This window comes from Catenulispora rubra (assembly GCF_015356825.1).
Lineage (GTDB): Bacteria > Actinomycetota > Actinomycetes > Streptomycetales > Catenulisporaceae > Catenulispora > Catenulispora rubra.
This window is the reverse complement of the sequence record NZ_JAACYW010000786.1, coordinates 1-410: the sequence shown is the minus strand read 5'-3', so window position 1 is coordinate 410 and position 410 is coordinate 1. Positions and strand designations below refer to the sequence as shown.

Sequence of the window (410 nt, the reverse complement as noted above, 5' to 3'; positions counted from 1 at the left end):
CCCTTCGGCCGTCCCCCACGGCCAAAATTTCCCAGTAGCCGGCTTTCCCGGCTATTCCCACCCCAGGCCCGACCTCCTCCGATTGACCCGTCCACGGCGGATCAAACGTTTGTGCCGGACGCGGTTCGGGTGGCGGGAGTATCGAGGCGGACCTATTCGAGGCGGACCTATTCGAAGCGGCCCTATTCGAAGCGGACGGCCAGTACGCAGACGTCGTCGTCGGTGTCCGACCGCGCGCCCTCCAGCAGCCGGTCGGCGTACCGGTCCAGGTCGGCGTCCGGGTTCCGGGTCTGCTCCAGCAGGTGCGCGGTGGTCTCGTCGTCGCCGACCCGGCGCCGCTCCACCAGGCCGTCGGTGTAGAGCAGCAGTACGTCGCCGCTGGCCACCACGGCTTCACTGTCCTCGTACAC

1 protein-coding gene is annotated in these 410 nt (G+C 68.3%); it reads right to left on the bottom strand.

Annotated elements, in window-relative coordinates:
* Positions 1–182: 182 nt before the first annotated feature.
* Positions 183–410: SpoIIE family protein phosphatase (locus GWK61_RS55415; protein WP_194922394.1), on the bottom strand; the 228-nt coding region annotated here is incomplete at its 5' end.